Below are 17066 nucleotides of genomic sequence, written 5' to 3'. Positions count from 1 at the left end.
TTCGTACGGCCCTGCCCCACGGGCAGGGCCGTACGGCTGTATCGGGGCCCCGTCCGTGGGTGTCGCACCGTGACGGGCGGCCGCGGCACGCATGGTTGGGTGGTCCGTTCCGGCGCGAGGCCGGCCTGAGACCGGGAGCCGGCCCATGGCGCGATCGACCGTTGAGCCCCTCAAGGGCTACTCGGATCAGCGCTGGAGGGCGCTGATCGGGATGTGCGTCGCGGCCGGCATGGTCTGGCTCTCGTTCGCCGACTTCGGAGTGGCCGTCCCGACGATCTCCAAGGAACTGTCGGTCTCGCTGACCGACCTGCAGTGGGCCAACAACGCCTTCAGCCTGTCCACCGGCGCGCTGGTGCTCGCCGCCGGCCGCCTCGGCGACGTGTTCGGGCGCAAGCGGATGCTCGAGATCGGCCTGGTGGTGATGGGCGCCGTCTCCCTGGTCGCGGCCTTCGCACCAGGTGTCACCGGCATGATCGTCGGCCGGGCGGCCATGGGTGTCGGCGCCGCGCTCATCCTGCCGGCCACCCTGGCGCTGATCCCGCCGATGTTCCCGCCGGAGGAGCAGCCGCGGGCCTTCGGCGCGTGGATGGCGGTCGCCTGGGTCGGCCAGGCGGCGGGACCGGCCGTCGGCGGCATCCTCACCGGCACGCTCGGGTGGCGTTCCACCTTCTGGATCAACGCCCCGCTGGCTCTTGCGGGCCTCTGGCTGGTGCGCCGCTCGGCCGTTGAGTCCACCGACCCGAACGCGACCCGCCACATCGACCTGCCCGGCCTGTTCACCAGCGCGCTGGCCGCGTTCTGCCTGCTCTACGGCTGCACGGCCGGGCAGGAGGAGGGCTTCGACGATCCGCTGATCATCACGCTGCTGGTCGGTTCGGTGGCGCTGGCCGGGCTCTTCGTCCTGCTCGAGAAGCACCTGTCGGATCCGCTGGTCGACCTGCGGCTCTTCTCCTCCCGCCCGTTCTGCGGTGCGCTGGTCGCCAACTCCGTGATGAACATCGTCTTCGCAGGGGTCAGCTTCCTGCTCACCCTCTACCTCCAGGAGGTCCGCGGCTACGGCCCGGTCGCCGCCGGGCTCCTGCTGCTGCCCTCCACCGCCACCATCCTGCTGCTCAACCCGTACGGCGGCCGGCTCTCCGCGCGGCGCGGCGCCCGGCTGCCGGTCGTGCTGGGTCTGCTGCTGCTCGGCGCCGGCACGCTGATCACCGCGATCATCGGCCGGCACTACGACTACGCCATCCTGGCCGGGGACTCCTCGTGCTCGGCGCGGGACTCGGCGTGATGTCCATCCCGCTCTCCGACACCGCGGTGGCCGGGCCGCCGGAGGAACTCGCGGGTACCGCCTCCGGCATGTTCAAGGTGACCAGCATGCTGGGCGGCGCCTTCGGCGTCGCCGTGACGGTGGCCGTCCAGCAGGGCGTGGAGACCAATCAGGCGGTGGACCGGGCCAAGGCAGCCGGCCTGTCCGATGCGGACGCCCAGCAGCTGGGCAACGCGGTGACCGACTCCAAGCTGGCCTCCCAGATCCTCGCCTCCGTCGACCAGGCCACCCAGGACGCCATCACCGCGGCCTTCCGCGACGTCCAGGCCGTCGGCACCGGACGCGCCATCGCGCTCTCCGGCCTGCTCGCCCTGCTCGCCGGCCTTGCCCTCCCGCTGGTCTGGCGCCTCCGGGCGCGGAACTGACCACCCGTCGACTCCCTGGACGCGAGCCGTAGGGTTGCTGTGTGACGGATGATCCGATGGTCGAGACGGTGCGGGCCGGCGGGGGCGGGACCGGCGGGGTGGGCTGCTGCCCGCGGTGCGAGGAGCCGACCGAGATCAGTGTGGTCCGCGAGCGGCACCGGCCCGTGGTCCGGGGCCGGGGTGCCGTGCGGTTCCTGGCGGCGGCGGTGCTGTTCGTACTGGCCGTCAAACCGTTGATCAGCGGGCGTGCTGTCGGCGTGGTGCTGGTCGCGCTCGGCGTGCTGTCCGCCGTGTCGTGTGCGCGGGCCGTGGCCCGGGTGCGCTCCGGTGGGCCGGTCGATGTCCTCCACTGCCATCACTGCACGGCCCGGTCCATCCGAACGTCGTGAGGGTGGCGGCGGCCGGGGTCAGTGGGTGGTCGCCGCGATCACGCTGATGAGGCCGACGAGGACGAGGACCGCCAGGGTGACCAGCAACTGGTGGGGGGCGTGCGTGAGCGGGAGGCCGAGCCGCATCCGGCGCTGGGTGCTGCGCCAGCGGTGGTAGCCCAGCAGCAAGGTCCCGACGGACAGGGCGATCAGGTAGCAGGTCAGCGTGAGCCGGAGCGTGCCCGAGGCGATCTGGCTGAGCTGGAGCACCGCCAGTGAGCCCGCCAGCAGTGCCATGGCGGTGCGGGTCCAGGCGAGGAAGGTGCGCTCGTTGGCGAGGGTGGCCCGGTAGTCCGGCTCCTCGCCGTCCTGCCACCACGGCACCCGGTCGGCGCGCGGCCCGGTCGGCTGCGAGGGCTCCTCGTTCGCCATGCGGGGCGCTCCTGTCTGCTCCGGCGGTCGGCCGGGGTGCGCAACATTCGTACCGAATGGTCGGAAAGATCCTAACCGGTCGTGACAACGGGCCGATCGTGCCGCGCCGCCCGTGCGGAGGCCCCCGCCCGCTGCCCCGGGCGACCGGGAGACCTGACGCGCAGGCGCCGGGTGCGAGGGCGCCGGGCGCGAGGGGTCGACACCCGCATCCGGCTCGGCCGGCGGGCGGCCCGCCGCGGCTGGGCCCGACCTCCTGCCGAGAGCTCAGGGGCGCTCCGCGCCGTCGTCCCGCGCCCGGACTTCCTGCAGCAGGCCCCAGGTGAAGTCGGCCGTGCAGGAGCGCGGCCGGCCCGTCCCGTCCGGGGCGGTGAAGTCGAGCTCCCACCGGGTCGGCGCACCGCCCTCGCGCGGGACGGCGGGCGGGAAGGCGGCCGCCACGTCCGACACCACGCAGCTCCACGGGACGAGGTCGCCCACCGTGCGCAGCCGCGGCACGGCTGTGCCCGGCGCCCGGACCAGCCACTCGTTCCACGGCGGAGCCGCCGGGCCGGCCGGCCCCAGCAGGATCTCGAACCGCAGCTCGGGCCAGAGCGGCAGCCGCCAGCTCTGCGACGTGCAGTCGAGGTCGCCGATCCGCCGCGGCAGCACGGCCTCCGGTGGGCCGAGCACCGCGGCGTAGCGGCGGGCGCCGTGCGGGAACCGGCTCGACCGGAGCATCGCCTGCCAGCGCTTGTTCGCCTCGCGCATCTCGGACGCTGTGCATCCCAGCCGCCGCACGGCCCGCTCGACCAACTCCGGGTGGAAGTCGGCCATCCGGCGCAGCAGCACGAGCTGGAACTCCGTGGTCGCGAAGCCGTGGATCGCCATCACGCCAGACTAGGGCTCCTCCGACGCTTCCCGCCCCGCGGACGGCGCTGGTCAGCCGGTGACGTCTTCGTCGGACCTCGCGGGTTGGGCAGGCACGGCTCCTGTGCGTCGCACCTCCGGGTCTTCCGTGGCCTGCGACTGCACCGGGTCCGCCCACCAGCCGGGCAGCCTGCCGGTCTCGGACCTGGGTTTCGCGTCTGCGCCCTCCGAGATGGCCCTCGCCGAGCAGGGCATCCAACTGCCGAGGACCTCGCGCACGCGCGAAAGGCAGCGGTTCGGGGAACCGATACTCAAGAAGGCGCGCCGGCTGATCGAATCGGTCGACGACGATGGCGGCTGCCGCGCCGGGCCCCTCCCATGCCTTGCAGTCGTTCCGGTTTCCGGGGAGGTGTCCCTACCGCCGCGACCAGGCGGGCGTGGGCGTCGATGACGACCTGGTGGTTCGTGGAGTACCGGTAGTTCTTCGACTTCTCGGCGATCGCGTGGACGCGGGTGGGCACGAGGGTTCCGTCAACAATCAGCACGGGTGCCCTCGGGGAACCGCGCCCCGGGCATGACCGCGGGCAGCGGGCCGACGCGGTCGATGATTCGGCCGGGCACCGACTTGGACACTCCGAACAGTGGAGCAATTCGCCCCAGCGTCAGGTTCGTTCGCAAGTAGGCCGCGACCAGCAGGACTCGGTCGAGGTCATCTCACCCATAACGGCCGTTCCCGGTGCGGCCGGTGGGTGAGAATCCTGCCATGACCGAAGGTGACCGCCGCGAGGCATCAACACGTACATTCCTTGCATGCGCAGCCGAAGTGGCTCGCCTGCTGGACCTCGAGGCCGCAGCCGACGTGCCCGAAGACCGGCGCGCGCGGCACCTGGCCCGAGCCGTAGCAAGGCCGCTGTTGGCACGCGCCAGCCTGCCCGAGGAGTTCTTCGATCCGCTGATGGCGGCTGCCGTCTACGACCCGGACCCAAGCTTCTGCCGCTGGTTCGTCGAGCCGGCGCTCTACGCATTCGGGCGCCGCAGGGTCCTGACAGCACTGCTCGCCTACTTCCGCACGGGCGCACCTGCGGAACGAGCAGGTGCCCGGCGCGCCGAGTACTGCGCACATCTGGAACTGCGCGCCGACCGGTCACCGGCCTACGCGCCCGACGGGAATCGCGATCCGGCCCTGGACGAAGTCGAGGACGTAATGGATCAGTGGCTGGAGGCATCCAGGGCTCAGGAGCGACGGTGAGCCAGTACGCCGATGAACCGCTCGTACGGATTCGCGCAGCTGTCCAAGAACCACGGTCATCCAGCGGCAGTCGGCCGGAATATGCGCGAACGACGCCGTCTGACCGACAGTAAGGGCTCAATCCGCCCCCGCAGGTCGTCCGACACCATCCACGGAGGACCGTTCCCTCCCCATGGCCAGTTCAACGCGTACTCGGGAAGGAGATGTGGCCTCAGCAGAGCTTCTGTTTGCTCCCCTAGTGCCCCTGGACGTGCGAGAGCCAGATCACGCCCAGGCCGAGGACGGCGACCACGGCGAAGCCGCCGCCCACGATGCGGATCGTGGTCGAGGTGGCTGTACCGGGCCCTGTCCATGAATACCGGGCGATCAGATCGAAGATCCTCTCGGCGATGCCGCGGAAGTTGACAGCGACCAGCAGACCACCGCCGATTGCCACGACGAACCACAGCACGGTCAGCACCGACCGGATCACGGACAGCTCCAATGTTGTTGAAGGCAACGGCAGACGGTAAGGACCGGGGGCCGCTGAACCACGGATCCTGCCCTGGACGATCAGCCTAGTCACGGCTCACTCCGACGTGAACAGGTTTGCGGCGCTTCGGCCGTACCGGCTCCGGCAGGACCCGCTGGGCCACCTACCGGCGCGTCCGCGCTTTGTGTTGGCTCCTCCGAGCTGCCTGGCCCCCCTTGTTGTCCTTGCTGTCCGCCTGGGTCGAAGCAACGCAACTGTCATACCGCCGACCAGTCGCCTCACGACTCAGCGGGACAGCAGGTCGAGCGACGCGGCCGACATCGACCTCCATGCGAATGGTGATAAGTCGGGTTGCTGTCGGAGGTGCTGCCCAACTGCTGTCCGATCTCGGGCTCTGGTCCGACTTCTGCGAAAGGTGACGTTGCGTCACAACATCCCGCTCTCTGGGATGGGCGGGGCGACTTGTCAGTGGTGAGTGTCATGATCGGAGACGTGGAGTGTTACACAGCCGATCAGATCCAGTTGATCACCTTCGAAGAGCACGTCCGGGCGCGTCCGGCGATGTATTTCCGGGTGGGCAAGGACAGTCCTGAGCTGCCGACGGAGGTTCTTCAGCAGGTGGTCTGGGATGCGCTGCACCACGGCGCGGGCGTGCATGGCCGGATCAGTGTGGAGATCGGATCGGACCTGAGCTTCACTGTGGAGGATGCTCGGCACCGTAGCGCTGTCGAGCAGGGCAGGCCTGTTCCCGGATTCTTCGGTTCCCTCCTCGACAAAGGGAGATGGGCGCCGGCCGCGGCCGCGGCCCTCAGCGTCCGTACGGTTGTCGAGGTCTGGCTCGACGGGCGAGGTTTCCGCCAGGAGCTGGCCGGGGCGACGCCTGTCGGGGCCTGGGAGGAATTCGGCACGTCCAGACTCTCCGGTACTCGGACCACATTCCACCTTGATCCGTCGTACTGTGGCCCCGACGAGGCCATCGCCAGGTCACTGCTCCCGGATGAGCTGCATGGTCACGAGTGTGACGCGCTCCCCTCACCCGTGACGTTCACGATTCGCGACCTGCGTGCAGAGACCAAGAACTCAGCCGGCAAGTAGGACTCGTTTCCGCAGCAGTGCGAACCCAGCTCGTCCGTACATCTGCCGCTTCAGCATCTTGATTCGGTTGACGTGGCCCTCGACGACGCCAGTGCTCCAGGGCAGTGTCAGGCCGGCGGTGACGGCGGCAAGGTCGGGTTCCAGGCCGTTGACGACAGTGTGGAGACTCGGCAGGTCGTCGGCGCGGACCGCTTCGATCCATTGCGGGAGCTGGTCGCCTTGGAGTTCGGTGATCATCTTCCCGAATGCTCGGAGGTGACCGGTGAGCGCGCCCAGTTCAGGGTGTGCGAGCACTGACTTCAGCTTGAGTCGCTCGTCGCGGCTGACTGAAGACCCAGTGCGAGCCGGCGCGTCCGGTCACCTGCCGGGTGCGACTGAGTGCTTCAGGTGCCGGTGGGCGGTTGATCTGGCCGCCCGCCGGACGAAGCCGGCCGCCCCGAAATCAGCCGGGGGCCGGGCGATTCCGTGCAAGGATGCCGGCTCAGGACAGGGGAGGCAGGGCGGTATGGGACTGGACTACAGCTACGAGATCTTTATGCCCCCTCGGAACGTCGTGAGGGCACTGACCCGGCTGGCCGAGCTCGCTCCCCAAGGCCGCGACACGCCGGCGCTTCCGGTGACCCTGCCGGGCGGAGAGCAGGTGACCGTGCAGTTCACCTCGAACTTCAGGAGCAAACCGGTCGACTGTTCAGCAGGCGGCACGCTCGAACTGGACACCTCGATCGTCATTGGCGTCGACGACGCGATGCGCGAGTTCTTCCTCCGTGATTCCAGCAGAGTGGACGAGCTTGGACGGGTACTGGTCGGCTACATCTACCTGACTGTCAGGTTCACCCCCGCGTGGCACCCGAACTTCGCGTCACTGCAGTTCACAGCCGCTACCTCGAGTATGAGCCGGATGTTTGTGCAGTCCGCGAGCGTCAGGAAGGTGTTCACCGACCTCACCGCCACCAGCGGTGGTGTGTGCTGCCTGCTGGACACCGAGACCGACGTCTTCGACATCTGCTGGCTCAACGGCGAGACGTTCAGCGGCGAGACTGTTCCTGGCGCCCGTTTCCTGCGCTACCACGATCTCGTCGCAGCCTGGCGCGAGATGAGGGAGAACGAAGACGACGCTCGCGCGGGATTCGGCACTCCCGGACCGGTGAATGGGTGCGGTCGGTCCACAGGCGGAGACGGCCACCGGTGATCACCGTCGGTTGTGTGGACGGACGAGGAGCAACCGGCGGCCATGGGAACTCCGGCGTCGTCGAAGGACACGTCAAACCGGATCAAAACGCTCATGCGCCGGATGTTCGGCCGGGCCGGCTTCGATCTCCTGCGCCAGCGCGTCCTGCTCTATTCGTGAACCCCAGGTCAGGCCGCATCATCCAGGAGACCGAAGCCTTCCGGGAACCCTTCGAGGAACTTCCGCCGCGCCGGGTCGGACTCGGCTTCGGCCATCGTCGCCAGGAGATCGACGAACTCGCTCCGCTGACCACTCGACAGCATGCCGACCAGGTGGCCGACACCCTCCAGGACCTTGACCGCGTCGTCTGGATTCATCTGCTCGTCGTCACAGCCCTCGATGAACCGCAGGACATCGATCAAACCCTCGGCCAGGGCGAAGGCCAGAGACGGGTGCACGGGCATCAGGACGGACCCCCAGTAGGTCACGGCAGCAAAGTCCGGCCATCCCACCACACACGACGGACATCACACTCGGTCAGACCTCCGCGGAAAGTGGGTCAGAACCCGACCCCGTGAACGAAGCCGGGTCCAGGTCCGTCAGGCGCCGGGACCGAGTACGACGTTCTCCGGTCGCTCCCCAGCGGTGTAACGGGCGAGCTGGGTGCGGATCAGGCGCAGGGCGCGGGGCAGGAACGCGGAGCTGTTGCCGCCCACGTGCGGGCTGATCAGGGTGTTCGGGGCGTGCCACAGCGGGTGACCGGTGGGCAGGGGCTCCGGATCGGTGACGTCCAGCGCCGCGTGCAGCCGTCCGGCCTGCAGTTCGGCGAGCAGCGCCGCGGTGTCCACGACCGGTCCGCGCGCCACGTTGACCAGCAGCGCGCCGTCCTTCAGCGCGGCCAGGAAGCGCGCGTCGACCAGCCCCCGGGTCGCGTCGGTGAGCGGCACCGTCAGCACCACCACGTCCGCCTGCCGCAGTAGCTCCGGCAGGTCGGCCAGCGCGTGCACCGGCCCCCGGGCCGCCGCACGGGCGGAACGCGCCACCCGCAGGATCCCGCACTCGAACGGGACGAGGCGCTCCTCCACGGCCGCGCCGATCGCCCCGTGCCCCACCAGGAGGACAGTGCGGTCGGCCAGCGCCGGGAAGGACCCGCCCTGCCAGCGCCCCTCGTCCTGGGCGCGGACGAAGCCGGGTACGCCCCGCAGCGCCGCGAGGACCAGGGTGACGGCGAGCTCGGCGGTGCTGGCGTCGTGCACACCCCGCGCGTTGCAGAGCGTCACCCCCGGCGGCACGAACGGCCGGAGGTCATCCACCCCCGCAGACAGGCTCTGCACCACCTGGAGCCGTGACATCCGCGGCAGCAGCGGCAGCGCGGCCGAGGCCAGCGTGTACGGGACGACGAAGAACCCGATCTCGCGGAGCACCTGTTCGGGCGGCTCCGGGCCCCTGCCGTCCCACACCGTCACGGACAGGCCCGGTGCGCCGCCCACCTGCTCCGGCGGATAGGGGAGCAGGACGGCGGCCGGCTGCCCGGCGCGAGGGCCGGTGGCGGGGCTCATGGAGTGATCACAGCAGCCATGCCGTGGCGGGGCAACCCACCGGGCCGCGGGCAACCGGGCCGGTCGGCGGCGGCCCGGGTCAGAGCCGGACGAGGACCAGGGCGGTGTCGTCGGTGGCGCCGCCGGGCGGCAGCAGGTCGAGCAGCAGGGCGTCGGCCAGCGTTTCGAGGTCTGCCTCCCGGTGCCGGACGAGGGAGGCGGCGAGGCGGCCCAGGCCGGTGTCGATGTCCTCGTGGCGCCGCTCGACCAGGCCGTCGGTGTAGAGCACCAGGGTGTCGCCCTCGCCGAAGGCGGTCGCGGCCTCCGGACGGGAGACGTGCTCGGGTCGGGCGCCGAGCGGCGGGTCGGTGGCCTGGTCCAGGAACTCCACCGTTCCGTCGGTGTGCAGCAGAGCGGGCGGGGGATGGCCGGCGCTGCTGTAGGCGATGGTGCGGGTGGCCCAGTCGACCGCGGTCTCCACGGCGGTCGCGGACTCGGCGCCGTCGACGAAGCGCGCGTACAGCCCGAGGACCTCCAGGGCCTTGGCCGGACCCTCCGCGACCCGGGAGGCGGCGCTGAGGGCGCTGCGCAGCTGGCCCATGACGCCGGCGGCCCGCAGGCCGTGGCCGACGACGTCGCCGACGGCGACCCCGATCCGGCCGCCGGGCAGGTCGACGAGGTCGTACCAGTCCCCGCAGACGTTCAGGGAACCGACGGCGGGCCGGTAGCGCACGGCGGCGTGGTGGCGCGTGGTGTCGACCGGTGCGGGCAGCATCGCCTCCTGCAGGGCCAGGGCGACCTCCCGCTCCCGGGCGTGTGCGTCCCGCAGGCGCTCGTTGACCTCCTGCAGCTCCCGGGCCCGGGTGTAGAGCTCGGCCTCCAGTACGCGGGCGCGGGTGCTGCCGGGGGTGCCGCGGGCCTTGATCAGCTCGGTGACCTCCTCCACCCGGTGCACCAGCAGGGCCACCCGGCCGTCGGGGCCCAGCACCGGGGCGTTCACGGGGCTCCAGTAGCGCTCCTCCCATTCGCCGGGCCGTTCCACCGACTCCACGTCGTAGCGCTGCAGGGCCATGGCGTCGCGCTCGCCGGTGGCGAGGACGCGCAGCAGCGAGGCCTGCAGGTTGCGCATGCCGTTCGCCGCGTCGTCGTTCGGGTTGTCGGGGAACACGTCGAACAGGTAGCGGCCGACGACCTGCCCGCGGGTCCGCCCGGACATCCGCAGGAACTCCTGGTTCGCGTCCGCGTAGACCAGGTCCGGCGTCAGCAGCGCCACCATGCCCGGCAGCGCCTGGAACACCCCCGCGTAGTCGATCTCCGCATCCGTCATGCTCGGCCCGCCTCAGCGCCTGCCACTGTGGACGATCTCCACGATAGGTGCCTGTCGCCGGGTGGCGCCGGACGAGCGCCGGACGGGCGTCGGCCAGGGGTCCGCCCGGGTGGGGGCCGATGCACCCGCGAGGGTGGTCGGCCGCTCCCGGCACGTCCCGCGCGGCGGCGTCCGGGCGGGCGTCACAGATCCGCCCGTCCGCCTGCCGGTCCACCCGCCCGCCCGCGGGACGGCGGTTCAGCGGTGGGCGTCGACCTCCGCCAGGTAGCGGGCACGGGTGGCGTCGTCCAGGAAGGCGGCCTCGAACGAGTTCCGGGCCAGTGTGCGGACCTGGTCGTCCGTCAGTCCGAGCACCGCGGCGGTGTCGGTGAGGTTCTCGTCCACGTAGCCGCCGAAGTAGGCGGGATCGTCGGAGTTCACCGTGGCGAGCAGGCCCGCGTCGAGCATCCGGCGCAGCGGGTGGTCGGCGAGGGTGTCCACGCAGCGCAGCCGCACGTTGGAGAACGGGCAGACGGTCAGCGGGATGCGCTCGGCCACCAGCCGGGCGACCAGCTCCGGGTCCTCCAGCGAGCGGATGCCGTGGTCGATGCGCTCGACGTGCAGCACGTCCAGGGCCTCGCGGACGTACTCCGGCGGGCCCTCCTCCCCGGCGTGGGCGACCAGGTGCAGGCCGAGCTCGCTGGCCCGCTCGTAGGCGCGGGCGAACTTCGACGGCGGGTTGCCGACCTCGGCCGAGTCGAGCCCGACGGCGGTGATCCGGTCGAGGTGCGGCTTGGCCTCCTCCAGGGTGGCGAGCGCCTCCTCCTCCGGACGGTCGCGCAGGAAGCAGAGGATGAGGCCGGTGGTGATGCCGTAGCGCTCCTCGCTGCTGTCGAGCGCGGCCGACAGACCGGCGAGGACGGTGTCGAACGCCACCCCGCGGGCGGTGTGCGCCTGCGGGTCGAAGAAGATCTCGGCGTGCCGGACGCCCTGTTCGCGGGCCCGGGCGAGGTAGGCGTCGGCGAGGTCGGTGAAGTCCTGCTCGGTGCGCAGCACGTCCATCAGCCGGTAGTACAGGTCGAGGAAGGACTGCAGATCGTCGAACCGGTACGCCGCGCGCAGCCCGGCCACGTCCGCGTACGGCAACGTGACACCGTTGCGTTCGGCGAGCCGCAGAGCGAGCTCCGGCTCCAGGGTGCCTTCGATGTGCAGGTGAAGCTCAGCTTTGGGTATGGGCATCAGGCGATTCTACGGAACGAAGCCATACATTCCTTCCTCCCTGCCGCTGTGCGCCGAACAGCGGTGCAATGTGTCCGCCCGGTGAACACTCGGCGCTTCGTAGCCGTACGAATGGGCAGGCCCGCCGGGCGACCATCGCACCCCCACCGGCGGCCCGTCGGAAGGAGAGTGCCTGTCATGAAGCGTCTCGCCGGAGCAGCCCTGCTGCTCCCCGCCATCGCCCTGGGAGCCGCTGCCTGCAGCAGTGGCAGCAGCGGTTCCACTGCGGCCCCGGCCGCCACCTCGGCGCCCGCCGCGTCGTCCGGCGCGCCCTCGTCCGCCCCGGCCGATCCGTCCGCCCCGGCGTCCGGCGGCGCGACCGGCGCCGTCGTGGCCGTGCACAACTCCGGCCTCGGCATGATCCTCACGGACAGCCAGGGGCGCACCCTGTACCTCTTCGAGAAGGACGCCCCCACCATGTCGAACTGCGACGGCGCCTGCGCGGTCGCGTGGCCGCCGCTGACCACCGACGGGGCGCCGCAGGCGGGCACCGGTGTGGCCGCCGCACAGCTCGGCACGCTGACCCGTGCGGACCACCGCGTCGAGGTGACCTACCACGGCCATCCGCTGTACTACTTCGCCGGCGATCACAAGGCGGGCGACACCACCGGGCAGGGCTCCAAGGCCTTCGGCGCCGGCTGGTACGTGGTCACCCCCGCCGGAAACAAGATCGACAATGACTGACCCGACGTTCGGCGACCGTCCGTCCGCCTCCCGCTCCGCGCAGTTCCGGCACCGGGCGGGACACGCGGGCGGCGACGGCGCCGGCGAGCGTGAAGAAGCCCGCCGCGGCCGGCGACCTCACGGGGCTCCGGGCCTCCCGGGGCCCGCGGGCCGCCCGGCGGGGCCCGGGAGCCACCGCTCCCGCGGTGGCGGAGAGCGCCCGGTCGGGGTTTGCTCGGTGTGTCGGGAGCCCTTCCGGTCGCAGGGAGCGTGGTCGCCACGTGAGCAGCATGGACGATGAGGCCGACCGGGCCGCACTGGACCGGGCGGTTCAGGCGGCCCTGTTCGCGCAGTCGCCGATCGGCCTGCACCTGCTCGACACCAGGCTGCGGCTCGTCCGGGTGAGCGCCGCCGCACGCCTCATCCGGGACTTCCCGCTCGGCCGGCTCGTCGGCCGCTCGCTGCCGGAGGTGCTGGAGGCCTGCAACGTCTCCGGCCCGGAGCACGTCGAGCGGACGCTGCGCGAGGTGCTGGAGACCGGCAGGCCGGTGCGGGACCTGCTCGTCCACGCGCGCAGCCGCCGCCGGGCGGCCGCGCAGGCGGTGGTCTCGGTGGCCTGCTTCCGCCTGCAGGACCCGGACGGCACGGTGCTCGGCGTGGCGGTGGCGATCAACGACATCACGGCGCGCGCGCGGGCCGAGGCAGGTCTGCGGCTGCTCAACCGCGCCGCCACCGGCGTCGGGACGACCCTGGACATCCTCCGCACCGCCCAGGAGGTCTGCGACCTCGCCGTCCCCGAACTGGCCGACACCATGGCCGTGGACGTGCTCGACTCGGTGCTGCGCGGCGAGGCCCCCGAACCCGCGGCCGTCCTGGAGAACGCCCCGCTGCGCCGCGGCGGATTCCGATCCGTCGCCGACCCCTCCCGGCAGGGCGTGCCGGCGGTCGGCGAGGTCGGCACGTACCCCTTCGGGACGCCCTACCGGCAGGCCCTCGCCGATCTCGCCCCGGTGCTGATCCGTCGCCTGGCCAAGGACGCGGACTGGCTCGACCCCGACCGCCGCCGCGACGCCAGGCTGCTCGCCGCCGGCGTGCACTCGATGATGGTGGTGCCGATGCGCGCCCGGGGCGTGGTCCTGGGGCTGGCCTGCCTGTACCGCTGGCACACCCCCACCCCGTTCGAGCGCACCGACCTGGCGCTCGCCGAACAGCTCACCTCGATGGCCGCCCTCTGCCTGGACAACGCCCGGCTCTACAGCCGCGAGCGCTCGGTGGCCCGGATCCTGCAGCGCGAGCTGCGACAGGGCAGCGGCTCCGGACACGCGGCGGTGGAGACCGCGCATGCCTATCTGCCGGCCGGCACCGGCGGCGGCTGGTTCGACGTGATCCCGCTCTCCGGCGCCCGCGTCGCCCTGACCGCGGGCGACACCACCGGCTCGCTGGTCAACGCCGCGGAGGCGATGGGCGAGCTGCGCGCCGCCCTCGCAGCCCTCTCCGACCTCGATCTGCCGCCCGACGAGATCCTCGAACGGCTCCACGACCTCGCGGGCCGGCCGCACCGGGAGGCGGAGGCCGACCGTGCCTGGCCGGCCAGCTGCCTGTACGCCGTTTACGACCCGGTCACCCGGATCTGCACCCTGTCCAGTGCCGGACACCCCCGCCCGTCCTCGTCCACCCCGACGGCGAGGTCGAGCTGCTGGAGGTGCCGCCGGGCCCACTGCTCGGGCGAGGGGCCGCCCGGTACACCGTGGTCGAGTACGCCGTGCCCGAGGGCAGCACCCTGCTGCTCTACAACGCCGCGCTCTTCGGGGCCGCGGACGGGGAACCGGCCCGCATCCCGCTGGACCGGGTCCACCGGGTCACCCGTGTCCCGCACCCCTCGCTCCAGGACACCTGCGACGCGCTCGTCGACGCCCTGGCCCCCGAACAGCCGGCCCAGGACGCGGTGCTCCTGCTCGCCCGCACCCGGGTGCTCGACGCGACGCAGACCGTCGCCTGGACGTTCCCCAACGCGCCCGAGTCCGCCGCCGCGGCCCGGAGGGCGGCCGTCGAGCAGCTCGCCCGCTGGGACCTGGACGAACTCGTCGACGCGACCGCACTGATCGTCAGCGAGCTGGTCACCAACGGCGTCCGCTACGCCGACGGCCCGGTGGAGCTGCGGCTCATCCGCGACCGCGCGCTGATCTGCGAGGTCGCCGACGACAGCAGCGCCGCCCCCGGCTGCGCCGCGCCGACGACGCCGACGAGGGTGGGCGCGGCCTGTTCATCACCGCCCATCTCACCCATCGCTGGGGGTGCGGCCGAACCGCCGCGGCAAGACCATCTGGGCCGAGCAGCGGCTGCCCCGCCGCGCCCCGGACGCCGAGCCCACCTCCCCGTCGTGACGCCCGGGGCGGGGCGGCACGGCTGACCTCCCCGGCCGCCCCGCCCCGGGCGATCGGAGGGTGACTGCATGTCACGACTGTTGTGCAGCGGCGGAGTCGGGGACCGGAGTGCGGTGCGCACCGTCCGGAAATGGGAAGGCGGCAGGTAAGGGCCGCTCTATAGGGTGCGGGTATGACTTCGAACCGTATCCGGTGGTCCCGCGCGGCCGCCGCCTCCGTCCTGCTCGCCGTGGCAGGACCGTTCGCAGCCCCGGCGGCCCACGCCGACACCCTTCCCTCCGCCGCCCCGGTGCACCTGACGCTTCCCGCCCCGGCCGGCCCGAACCAGGTCGGCACCGTCGACCTGCACCTCGTCGACCACTCCCGGCCCGACCCCTGGCAGCCGGGCCGCTCCCGCGAGTTGATGGTCACCCTCTGGTATCCGGCGCAGCCGGGCCGCGGCGGTGCCCCGGCGCCGCAACTCCCGGCCGGCACCGCGGCCGCCTTCGCTCAGTCGCTCCAGCAGCAGTTCGGGCTGCCGCTCGACACGGCCGACTGGGCGGGCACCCTGACCCACTCCCGGCCCGGCGCGCCGGCCAGGGCCGGCCACGGCGGCCTGCCGGTGGTGCTGTACTCGCCCGGCGAGGGCGGACTCCGCGGCCAGGGGACAGTGCTGGCCGAGGACTTGGCGAGCCGCGGCTACCTCGTGGTGGCGATCGACCACACCTTCGAGTCCACGGCCGTGGAGTTCCCCGGAGGCCGGGTGGAGAAGGCCGACCCGGCGGTGGCCACGGCCCTGCCGGGCCGCCTGGTCGGCATCCGGGTCGCCGACACCCGTTTCGTCCTGGACCGGCTGGCCGACCTGGACGCGGGCGGCAACCCGGACGCCGAGCACCGGCGCCTGCCGGCCGGTCTCGCCGGGCAGCTGGACCTCGCCGAGGTCGGCATGGTCGGCCACTCGCTGGGCGGCGCCACCGCTGCCCAGGTCATGCACGACGATCCCCGGGTGGACGCCGCGGTCGACCTCGACGGCGGGCTCGACTTCGGTGAGCAGGGGCCGGTGGGCAGTGTCGTGGCCGACGGCCTGGACCGGCCGTTCCTGCTGATGAACAGCGCCGGGTGGACGCACGACGACGTCTGGTGGCAGCCTTTCTGGGCGAACCTGCGCGGCCCGCACCGCAACCTCCAGTTGTCCGGCGCCGGCCATCTCTCCTTCACCGACCTGCAGGTCCAGCTCCCGCAGATCGCCGACGCCGGCCGGGTGCCCGCGGCCGCCGTCCAGGCCCAGGTCGGAACGGTCGACCCGGCCTCGTCGATCGCTGCGCAGCGCGCCTACGTCGACGCGTTCCTCGACCGCGGCGTGCGCCGCCGCGACAACCACCTGCTCGACGGACCGTCGTCCTGCTTCCCCCAGGTGACGTTCGTGCCGTGACGCCCGGCAGGTGACCTCCCGCGTGCGGTGGTCCGGCCCGATGGGGCGGGCCGCCGTGCGCACCGCCGAACGTCCCTCCCATGGCGGCGTCAGGAATGCTCGGCGGTGCCTTCCGTCCGCGCCGTGTCCGGCGCTGCTCCGACCAGGGCCTCGGCGGCGTGCGTGCGCAGGTAGAGGACGATCCGGCCGCTCCGGTGGGCGGTCGCCAGACCGGCCGCGCGCAGCACCCCGAGATGGTGCGAGACGGTGGCCGGTGCCATGTCCAGCCGGAGCGCCAGCTCGCTCGTCGAGGCGGGCGCGACGAGTTCCGTCAGCAACTGGGCCCGTGAGCGTCCCAGCGCTGCCGCCAGACCCTCGGGTGTCGGTTCCGTCCGACGCTCCCACAGGGTGGCCACACCGCGCGGGGGATAGACGAGGCCGGGCTGCCGCGGCGGATTGCTCTGCGAGAACACCCCGGGCCAGACGAAGACCGACGGGACGAGGACGAGTCCGCGTCCCGCCTCCAGCGCACGGTCCGCCTCGTAGCCGGGGTGGGCGACCCGGAGCGTGCCGCCGTCCCAGGAGACCGCGGGGTGCAGGTCCTGGAAGAGCTCGGCCGCGCCTCCGCGCGCCATCATCCGCGCCCGGTGCAGGATCTCACCGTCCATCAGGCGCCGGATGCGAGGCCAGTGCGGTTCCACGGCGACGCTCCAGTAGGCCCTGATCTCCTCCGCCAGCCGGGCCAGGCCCTCGTCCGGGGCATCGCGGAGCCGCTGCACCAGGGGCGGGAGGGGGCCGGTGATCCGGTCCAGGTCCGTGCGCAGCTCCGCGGCCGAGGTGCCCAGCAGGATGGCCAACTCGTCCTCCAACGAGGGCTCCTCGACCTCGGGAACGGGCGTCAGGAAGTCCGGCACGTACGGCGTGGGAACGGGGATCAGCTCGTACAGCAGGGCGGTGCGGATGCCGTGTACGGCCAGCGCCCGCCGGGTCTGCCGGGCCCAGCCGAGGTGCACGCCGTGCCGGCCCGGGTCCTTCAGCACCTGGACGCCGTTGACCACCTCCCAGAGCGGGGAGCAGGCGAACCGGGTCCGGGCCAGGTCCTGCGCCGAGAAACGCAGCGTCAGCACGCCCGTGGCTCCTTCCGCCGCGGCCCGTGGATTCGACCGACATCGAATCCGTTGGCAGCCGACC

The 17066-nt window shown here is 72.2% G+C and carries 17 protein-coding genes and 3 pseudogenes; 10 read left to right on the top strand and 10 right to left on the bottom strand.

Annotated features, from left to right (window positions below; translation table 11 throughout):
• Positions 1 to 145: 145 nt before the first annotated feature.
• From ABEB13_RS04380 to ABEB13_RS04370, 3 genes are read left to right on the top strand one after another with little or no spacing between them, the layout of a single operon-like run.
• Complete coding sequence (locus tag ABEB13_RS04380; protein ID WP_345704365.1) at positions 146 to 1282, top strand: MFS transporter; 1137 nt, start codon at positions 146 to 148, stop codon at positions 1280 to 1282.
• Positions 1258 to 1686: an MFS transporter gene (locus ABEB13_RS04375; RefSeq protein ID WP_345704364.1), complete on the top strand. Its 429-nt coding sequence runs from the start codon at positions 1258 to 1260 to the stop codon at positions 1684 to 1686. The genes ABEB13_RS04380 and ABEB13_RS04375 overlap by 25 nt, the downstream gene beginning before the upstream one ends.
• A gap of 41 nt (positions 1687 to 1727) precedes the next feature.
• A complete protein-coding gene (locus tag ABEB13_RS04370; protein WP_345704363.1) occupies positions 1728 to 2075 on the top strand; it encodes a hypothetical protein in 348 nt (115 codons plus the stop codon).
• A gap of 18 nt (positions 2076 to 2093) precedes the next feature.
• Here the strand turns inward: ABEB13_RS04370 and ABEB13_RS04365 are convergent, their stop codons facing one another.
• The 3 genes and pseudogenes from ABEB13_RS04365 to ABEB13_RS04355 all read right to left on the bottom strand — a co-directional run.
• Positions 2094 to 2486 (bottom strand): YidH family protein, encoded by a 393-nt coding sequence (locus tag ABEB13_RS04365; RefSeq protein ID WP_345704362.1) that lies wholly within the window; start codon positions 2484 to 2486, stop codon positions 2094 to 2096.
• A 264-nt stretch (positions 2487 to 2750) separates the two neighbouring features.
• Positions 2751 to 3353: a hypothetical protein gene (locus ABEB13_RS04360; protein WP_345709533.1), complete on the bottom strand. Its 603-nt coding sequence runs from the start codon at positions 3351 to 3353 to the stop codon at positions 2751 to 2753.
• 328 nt (positions 3354 to 3681) lie between these two features.
• A pseudogene (locus tag ABEB13_RS04355) lies at positions 3682 to 4037 on the bottom strand (helix-turn-helix domain-containing protein); the annotation flags it as partial.
• Positions 4038 to 4095: 58 nt separating this feature from the next.
• Here ABEB13_RS04355 and ABEB13_RS04350 point away from each other — a divergent pair.
• Positions 4096 to 4581, top strand: a complete 486-nt coding sequence (locus ABEB13_RS04350) for a hypothetical protein (protein WP_345704361.1) — start codon at positions 4096 to 4098, stop codon at positions 4579 to 4581.
• A 235-nt stretch (positions 4582 to 4816) separates the two neighbouring features.
• Here ABEB13_RS04350 and ABEB13_RS04345 read toward each other — a convergent pair whose 3' ends face one another.
• Positions 4817 to 5053, bottom strand: a complete 237-nt coding sequence (locus ABEB13_RS04345) for a hypothetical protein (RefSeq protein WP_345704360.1) — start codon at positions 5051 to 5053, stop codon at positions 4817 to 4819.
• Between the two features lie 480 nt (positions 5054 to 5533).
• Here ABEB13_RS04345 and ABEB13_RS04340 point away from each other — a divergent pair, with 480 nt between their 5' ends.
• Positions 5534 to 6148, top strand: a complete 615-nt coding sequence (locus ABEB13_RS04340; protein ID WP_345704359.1) for a DNA topoisomerase subunit B — start codon at positions 5534 to 5536, stop codon at positions 6146 to 6148.
• On the opposite strand, the pseudogene ABEB13_RS04335 reads toward ABEB13_RS04340, so the two are convergent.
• Positions 6134 to 6466, bottom strand: a pseudogene (locus ABEB13_RS04335) (transposase); the annotation flags it as partial. The gene ABEB13_RS04340 and the pseudogene ABEB13_RS04335 overlap by 15 nt on opposite strands.
• Before the next feature lie 187 nt (positions 6467 to 6653).
• On the opposite strand from ABEB13_RS04335, the gene ABEB13_RS04330 reads away from it, so the two are divergent.
• On the top strand, positions 6654 to 7337 hold the full coding sequence (locus tag ABEB13_RS04330) for a hypothetical protein (RefSeq protein WP_345704358.1): 684 nt from the start codon (positions 6654 to 6656) through the stop codon (positions 7335 to 7337).
• A 167-nt stretch (positions 7338 to 7504) separates the two neighbouring features.
• On the opposite strand, the gene ABEB13_RS04325 is transcribed toward ABEB13_RS04330, so the two are convergent.
• The 4 genes from ABEB13_RS04325 to ABEB13_RS04310 form a co-directional block, all read right to left on the bottom strand.
• On the bottom strand, positions 7505 to 7804 hold the full coding sequence (locus ABEB13_RS04325; protein ID WP_345704357.1) for a hypothetical protein: 300 nt from the start codon (positions 7802 to 7804) through the stop codon (positions 7505 to 7507).
• 111 nt (positions 7805 to 7915) lie between these two features.
• Positions 7916 to 8875 carry a 2-hydroxyacid dehydrogenase gene (locus ABEB13_RS04320; RefSeq protein ID WP_345704356.1) on the bottom strand — a complete coding sequence of 320 codons (960 nt, stop codon included), beginning with the start codon at positions 8873 to 8875 and terminating at the stop codon, positions 7916 to 7918.
• A 79-nt stretch (positions 8876 to 8954) separates the two neighbouring features.
• Positions 8955 to 10181 (bottom strand): PP2C family protein-serine/threonine phosphatase, encoded by a 1227-nt coding sequence (locus ABEB13_RS04315; protein ID WP_345704355.1) that lies wholly within the window; start codon positions 10179 to 10181, stop codon positions 8955 to 8957.
• 237 nt (positions 10182 to 10418) lie between these two features.
• Positions 10419 to 11399 carry an adenosine deaminase gene (locus tag ABEB13_RS04310; protein WP_345704354.1) on the bottom strand — a complete coding sequence of 327 codons (981 nt, stop codon included), beginning with the start codon at positions 11397 to 11399 and terminating at the stop codon, positions 10419 to 10421.
• 177 nt (positions 11400 to 11576) lie between these two features.
• On the opposite strand from ABEB13_RS04310, the gene ABEB13_RS04305 reads away from it, so the two are divergent.
• The 4 genes and pseudogenes from ABEB13_RS04305 to ABEB13_RS04295 all read left to right on the top strand — a co-directional run bounded on the left by ABEB13_RS04305 (position 11577) and on the right by ABEB13_RS04295 (position 15896).
• Positions 11577 to 12122, top strand: coding sequence for a COG4315 family predicted lipoprotein (locus ABEB13_RS04305; protein ID WP_345704353.1), 546 nt, complete (start codon positions 11577 to 11579; stop codon positions 12120 to 12122).
• Between the two features lie 269 nt (positions 12123 to 12391).
• Positions 12392 to 14007 (top strand): annotated as a pseudogene (locus ABEB13_RS04300) (SpoIIE family protein phosphatase); the annotation flags it as partial.
• 63 nt (positions 14008 to 14070) lie between these two features.
• Complete coding sequence (locus ABEB13_RS40270; protein ID WP_425559951.1) at positions 14071 to 14511, top strand: ATP-binding protein; 441 nt, start codon at positions 14071 to 14073, stop codon at positions 14509 to 14511.
• Between the two features lie 146 nt (positions 14512 to 14657).
• On the top strand, positions 14658 to 15896 hold the full coding sequence (locus tag ABEB13_RS04295) for an alpha/beta hydrolase family protein (protein WP_345704352.1): 1239 nt from the start codon (positions 14658 to 14660) through the stop codon (positions 15894 to 15896).
• A gap of 89 nt (positions 15897 to 15985) precedes the next feature.
• On the opposite strand, the gene ABEB13_RS04290 is transcribed toward ABEB13_RS04295, so the two are convergent.
• Positions 15986 to 17002 (bottom strand): ArsR/SmtB family transcription factor, encoded by a 1017-nt coding sequence (locus ABEB13_RS04290; protein ID WP_345704351.1) that lies wholly within the window; start codon positions 17000 to 17002, stop codon positions 15986 to 15988.
• Positions 17003 to 17066 lie beyond the last annotated feature (64 nt).

The organism is Kitasatospora paranensis (assembly GCF_039544005.1).
GTDB lineage: Bacteria > Actinomycetota > Actinomycetes > Streptomycetales > Streptomycetaceae > Kitasatospora > Kitasatospora paranensis.
Note: the sequence above shows the minus strand (reverse complement) of the source record. Positions and strands in the feature narration are given on the sequence as shown.

Bases quoted from the DNA above. Each gene is read 5' to 3' on its own strand.
- ABEB13_RS04380 (WP_345704365.1), top strand. From the start codon at position 146: ATGGCGCGATCGACCGTTGAGCCCCTCAAGGGCTACTCGGATCAGCGC.
- ABEB13_RS04365 (WP_345704362.1), bottom strand. From the start codon at position 2,486: ATGGCGAACGAGGAGCCCTCGCAGCCGACCGGGCCGCGCGCCGACCGG.
- ABEB13_RS04360 (WP_345709533.1), bottom strand. From the start codon at position 3,353: ATGGCGATCCACGGCTTCGCGACCACGGAGTTCCAGCTCGTGCTGCTG.
- ABEB13_RS04350 (WP_345704361.1), top strand. From the start codon at position 4,096: ATGACCGAAGGTGACCGCCGCGAGGCATCAACACGTACATTCCTTGCA.
- ABEB13_RS04340 (WP_345704359.1), top strand. From the start codon at position 5,534: ATGATCGGAGACGTGGAGTGTTACACAGCCGATCAGATCCAGTTGATC.
- ABEB13_RS04330 (WP_345704358.1), top strand. From the start codon at position 6,654: ATGGGACTGGACTACAGCTACGAGATCTTTATGCCCCCTCGGAACGTC.
- ABEB13_RS04320 (WP_345704356.1), bottom strand. From the start codon at position 8,875: ATGAGCCCCGCCACCGGCCCTCGCGCCGGGCAGCCGGCCGCCGTCCTG.
- ABEB13_RS04315 (WP_345704355.1), bottom strand. From the start codon at position 10,181: ATGACGGATGCGGAGATCGACTACGCGGGGGTGTTCCAGGCGCTGCCG.
- ABEB13_RS04310 (WP_345704354.1), bottom strand. From the start codon at position 11,399: ATGCCCATACCCAAAGCTGAGCTTCACCTGCACATCGAAGGCACCCTG.
- ABEB13_RS04305 (WP_345704353.1), top strand. From the start codon at position 11,577: ATGAAGCGTCTCGCCGGAGCAGCCCTGCTGCTCCCCGCCATCGCCCTG.
- ABEB13_RS04295 (WP_345704352.1), top strand. From the start codon at position 14,658: ATGACTTCGAACCGTATCCGGTGGTCCCGCGCGGCCGCCGCCTCCGTC.